Source organism: Geobacillus sp. LYN3, from assembly GCF_003064505.1.
In the GTDB taxonomy this organism is placed as follows: Bacteria; Bacillota; Bacilli; order Bacillales; family Anoxybacillaceae; genus Parageobacillus_B; species Parageobacillus_B toebii.
In genome coordinates this window covers 259629-264430 of record NZ_QCWL01000001.1, presented here as the reverse complement: position 1 = coordinate 264430, position 4802 = coordinate 259629, and the positions used below count along the sequence as shown (strand labels likewise).

At 43.5% G+C, this 4802-nt stretch carries 5 protein-coding genes and 1 pseudogene; 5 read left to right on the top strand and 1 reads right to left on the bottom strand.

Annotated features, from left to right (window positions below):
* Positions 1-73: 73 nt before the first annotated feature.
* The 4 genes and pseudogenes from DCC82_RS17875 to DCC82_RS01320 form a co-directional block, all read left to right on the top strand.
* Positions 74-214, top strand: a pseudogene (locus tag DCC82_RS17875) (DUF1284 domain-containing protein); the annotation flags it as partial.
* A gap of 130 nt (positions 215-344) precedes the next feature.
* The gene (locus DCC82_RS01330) at positions 345-1721 is read left to right on the top strand and encodes an aspartate kinase (protein WP_062677831.1); all 1377 of its coding nucleotides are present in this window, start codon (positions 345-347) and stop codon (positions 1719-1721) included.
* Between the two features lie 132 nt (positions 1722-1853).
* Entirely contained in the window at positions 1854-2819 is a 966-nt protein-coding gene (locus DCC82_RS01325) for a processed acidic surface protein (RefSeq protein ID WP_015865179.1), read from the top strand.
* A gap of 5 nt (positions 2820-2824) precedes the next feature.
* The gene (locus tag DCC82_RS01320; protein ID WP_015865178.1) at positions 2825-3427 is read left to right on the top strand and encodes a class D sortase; all 603 of its coding nucleotides are present in this window, start codon (positions 2825-2827) and stop codon (positions 3425-3427) included.
* Between the two features lie 10 nt (positions 3428-3437).
* On the opposite strand, the gene DCC82_RS01315 is transcribed toward DCC82_RS01320, so the two are convergent.
* Positions 3438-3884: a YwpF-like family protein gene (locus tag DCC82_RS01315; protein WP_015865177.1), complete on the bottom strand. Its 447-nt coding sequence runs from the start codon at positions 3882-3884 to the stop codon at positions 3438-3440.
* Between the two features lie 334 nt (positions 3885-4218).
* Here DCC82_RS01315 and ssb point away from each other — a divergent pair, with 334 nt between their 5' ends.
* The gene (gene ssb / locus DCC82_RS01310; protein WP_015865176.1) at positions 4219-4563 is read left to right on the top strand and encodes a single-stranded DNA-binding protein; all 345 of its coding nucleotides are present in this window, start codon (positions 4219-4221) and stop codon (positions 4561-4563) included.
* The last annotated feature ends 239 nt before the right edge of the window (positions 4564-4802 follow it).

Here is a 4802-nt window from a genome sequence, read left to right as displayed (position 1 = left end):
ACCATCCTATCACGCATCCACCCCGAAGGGAAAACAGGAAACCCCCACTTCGATAAGTGGGGGAGGTTCATAATCGGAATTAGTGCGGCTCACAGCGCAAAAGGTGCGGCCGGATGATTTAGATTACTTATGCGCCAACTGTTCGTGGCTTCCGTATGGCGTGTGTAAAGAAGGAATTGCCAATGTGCAAAATGGCAATGTGGCGCAAAAGTAAGTACCGGCAGAAAATCATTTTCGCAGCAATACCGTTTTCAGAATTCATAAAAAATAATGACACCATTGATAAAAAAGTGTGGTATGATAAACAAATATAAAAGATTTTCAGACAGAAAGGGTTATGGAATATGAAAGTGGCAAAATTTGGAGGAAGTTCGGTCGCAAGCGCCACACAGTTTCGAAAAGTCGCCGATATCGTCAGCTCTGATGTGGAGCGCCGCATTATTGTTGTATCGGCGCCGGGGAAACGATTTAAAGAGGATATAAAAATAACTGATATCCTTATTCAATTGGCGCAAGCGGTTATGGACGGAAAAGCATGCGATGAGATCGTTCAGGCGGTAGTAAAACGATATGCAGAAATCGCCAAGGAGCTGGAATTACCGGCAGATGAATTTACAGCAGAGCTAGAAAAGGATTTGCGTTGGAAAATGAACGAATATCGGCATGATCCGTGCCGCTTGATGGACGCGATAAAAGCGAGCGGGGAAGATCATAACGCTAGATTGATGGCGCTTTATTTACAGGAGATAGGGTTAGAAGCAAGCTACGTCAATCCGCGGGAAGCAGGAATTATTGTAACGGATGAACCGGGTAATGCGCAAATTTTGCCGGAATCGTATGAAAAGCTATATCATTTACGAAAACGACGCGGCGTATTAGTGATTCCGGGATTTTTTGGCTACTCATTGGAAGGGAATATCGTCACATTCCCACGCGGAGGTTCAGATATTACCGGATCGATTGTAGCAGCCGGGGTGAAAGCGGATGTGTATGAAAACTTTACGGATGTCGATTCGATTTATTGCGTTAATCCTTCCATTGTCGAAAACCCACGCCAGTTAAAAGAAATTACATACCGAGAAATGCGCGAACTTTCTTATTCCGGATTTTCCGTGTTTCATGACGAAGCGCTGGAACCAGTTTATAAAGCAGGCATTCCTGTTTGTGTGAAAAATACGAATAACCCTGCCGCTCCAGGCACTTGGATTGTCGCCAAACGCAACCATCATGACGAACCGATTGCCGGCATCGCTAGTGATACGGGATTTTGCAGCATTAACATCAGCAAATATTTAATGAACCGGGAAATCGGATTTGGCCGCAGACTGCTGCAAATTCTAGAGGATGAAGGAATTTCGTATGAGCATACTCCTTCTGGCATTGACAACATGTCCGTTATTTTACGGGAAAATCAATTAGAAGGAGGAAAAGAGCAGCGCATTTTAGACCGCATTCAAACGGAGCTGGAAGTCGATGAAGTTCATATCGAACATGGACTTGCGCTGATTATGGTGGTTGGCGAAGGCATGGAACGCACCGTCGGGATGGCGGCAAAAGCAACTGCGGCGCTTGCGAAGGCAAACATTAACCTTGAAATGATCAACCAAGGTTCATCGGAAGTAAGCATGATGTTCGGCGTAAAAGAAGAAGTCGTGGCCGATGCGGTTCGCGCGCTTTATGAAGCGTATTTTCAAGAGGCTTCCGTAGGAAACGAAGTATAAAATACATAAGAGGCGGAACGAAAAGTAATCCATTACTTTCGTATCCGCCTCTTTTTATATGTTTTTATACATAAGACATAGAAGTTCGGAAAATACTACCAATGTATATATTTTATGAGGGAGGAAACGGCATTGAAACGATTTTTCTTCGCCATCATCGCATGTTTCGTTTTCACCATCGCCCATGACGGACCGCATGCATTTGCGCAAATCCAAAAGCAAGAACTAGAGCAGTACATAAGCAGCATCGGCTGGACGATGGAAGATTTACTAAATTATTTAGATGATTACCAGATGACGGTCGCAGATTTTCAGACGATGGATGAGCTAAAGCAGTGGCTCGGTACACCGATTACAGAAGAAAATTTCCATCAGCTGCTTACACGCTATCAACTGACACAAGAAGAATTAGAAGCATTGCTTGGCCAGTTTGGAGAAACGGTTCAAGATTATACGTTTATTGATGACTTGGATGCGGCTGTTGGCTTTTATTTGCGACATAACGAACAAATGCAGCAAATTAATGATATGCTTGGGGCGATTGGGTTTACAGAAAAGGAAGCGAATCGTTTATTTGCGCATATTGCATCGCTTCATCACCAAAATTTGAAGCAACAGTTAGAAGCATTGAGCGCGCGCATACAACCGTTTCTTCAAGTGGAAGATGCAACACAGCTAACGAAGCAGCAACAGAAACAATTGTTTTCCATTTGGGAAGATGTGCTGGCTGCGCTGGAAATACAACCGAAATTTTACCTAGAGAAAAACGGGGACAAGCAGGAAGTATCTTATCGCCGGCTTTTGTCAATGGATACGCTCGGTGGTCGGGATTTACGGGTCGAGCTATACAATCAAAAAGGAGAATTGCTTTCCGATGTCCAGTTGTCGGAAGAAATGTTTACTTCGGGATATGTGTTCCGAGCAGGTGAAAAATTGATCGACGCCAGCGCATTAGCAAGTGAAATGAAAGAAAAAATGTATGGCGAAAAAATGCCAGATACCGCTTCTCCGTATCTTGCCAATATGTTGCTTGGTCTTCTGTTTGTTTTGCTTGGCGCTTATGTTTATTGGCGCGCAAGAAGCAAATTAGCGGAGTGAGACATATGAGCGGGCGGTGGAAAACATATCAAACGTACGGTGCGTTGGTTTGTATAATGATAGGATTGGTGTTGGCACTTTGGAATGGATATTCCTATTGGCTCGGGTACGATGCTGTAAAACCGTTGGAAGAGAAAGGAAAAACGCCTATTGCTCGGCAAATGACTATAAATACGGCCGCCAAACCGGAGATTGGCGAGCAAATCGGGATGTTATCGATTCCAAAGCTTGGCGTTTCTATACCAATTTATCATGGAACAGAAGAGCGGCAATTGCGAAAAGGAATTGGGCATTATCCAAAAAGCGCTTTGCCGGGAGAACGAGATAAGAATAATATGGTGCTATCCGGTCATCGTGATACTGTATTTCGGCAATTGGGCCAAATCGGTGTTGGCGACAAATTAATTGTGGAAACAACAATGAAGCAGTTTATTTATCGAGTAAAAAAAGTCCGCATCGTGGATGAAAACAACCGTACGGTTCTCGTCGAAAAGCCTCGTCCAACATTAACGGTGACGACATGCTATCCGTTCCATTTTATTGGCAAAGCGAAGCAGCGCTATGTTCTCATTGCGCAGCTTGTTTCCACCATAAAGAAAAAGGGCTAGATGCGTGATTCTAGCCCTTTATGGTTGATTCATTGTTTTTAAAGCCGCGGCGCTCGTTCAATTGCTGTTTAAATTCCTTCAACAATGCTTCTCCTTGCAGCCCTTTTTTTACAAGACCCGCAAGTACCACTTCCGCTAAATCTGTTTTGCTTCGGATTAACAATCCATCCATAAGCACGCTGATATGGTCGTTCATTCTTGTGATGGAACGAACAGTTGCGAGCATATTGGCGGGATCGTTGCTTCGGTTTGTAATCGTTACTTGAAGACGGAATTCGTCATTTCTTTTTTGCAGTTCTGAAAATATCGATTCATATTCTTTATCTAAATATGTTTCGATTAGCCAGCGATTTTGTCCGTCTTCTTTATTAATAATCAGTCCATCAATAAACGGGATTTCTTGTTGGTGCAAATCATCGTAAACAACGGAGAGCCCCACAAGCTTGAAGGTCTTCATTCCATCACCTCGTCAACATTGTCCTTGTAGAAATTATAGCATATTCCAACGACCGAGGGAAAATGTATCACGTGCCCGTTATCTATTTAATATTTTACCCAATTGCAACCGTATCGATGTGGTGAGCTGTCATTTTATGGTTCGATAAGTCTATTTTTGATGAGAATATAGAAAAATTGAATTTTGCTGTCGATTTTACGTCGTTCAGACCGTATGACCATCATAATTGCGGAAACAAACGGTATGTAAAATTAAAAAATGATGATTTTACGAAGAAATAGAAGTCCATTATGATGAATATGCATCGAAATGGAAGGGAGGGATGTGTCGAAACATGATTAATCAAGTCGTGCTCGTCGGCCGGTTGACAAAAGATCCGGAACTTCGATATACCGCCGATGGAGCAGCAGTCGCTAACATTACGTTAGCGGTAACAAGAAATTTTCGCAATGCGGAAGGGGGAATTGATACCGATTTCGTTCAATGTACACTTTGGCGGAAAGTGGCGGAGAATACAGCCAATTACTGCCGGAAAGGTTCGATTATTGGCGTCATGGGGCGGATTCAGACAAGAAACTATGAAAAGAAAGATGGGCAACGAGTATACGTGACAGAAGTAGTGGCTGAATCCGTGCGGTTTATGGGCGGCAAAACGAATGAATGGATCGAACATGCGTAAATTTCCTCTATGATTCCCCATTCTTTTCCTTCCAACCTTTTCCCCAAAAGAAAGAGAGCGTGTTTCCTCGTAACATCCCCAACTTTGCGCTAGCAGGAAACGTTAGCGCTTTTTTTTGTAGATATCGAGCGTTTTCGTTGCTTGCACCGTGCAAAGCGAATAGCTGGATGTCAACTACCCAACGGCTAAAGCCGTGGGCTTGCAACTAGCCTAATTGGCTGCCGCGTTCGGCTGGTTGA

Excerpts from the sequence above, each read along its gene's own strand:
- DCC82_RS01320 (WP_015865178.1), top strand. The coding sequence starts at position 2,825 with ATGAGCGGGCGGTGGAAAACATATCAAACGTACGGTGCGTTGGTTTGT.
- ssb (WP_015865176.1), top strand. The coding sequence starts at position 4,219 with ATGATTAATCAAGTCGTGCTCGTCGGCCGGTTGACAAAAGATCCGGAA.
- DCC82_RS01330 (WP_062677831.1), top strand. The coding sequence starts at position 345 with ATGAAAGTGGCAAAATTTGGAGGAAGTTCGGTCGCAAGCGCCACACAG.
- DCC82_RS01315 (WP_015865177.1), bottom strand. The coding sequence starts at position 3,884 with ATGAAGACCTTCAAGCTTGTGGGGCTCTCCGTTGTTTACGATGATTTG.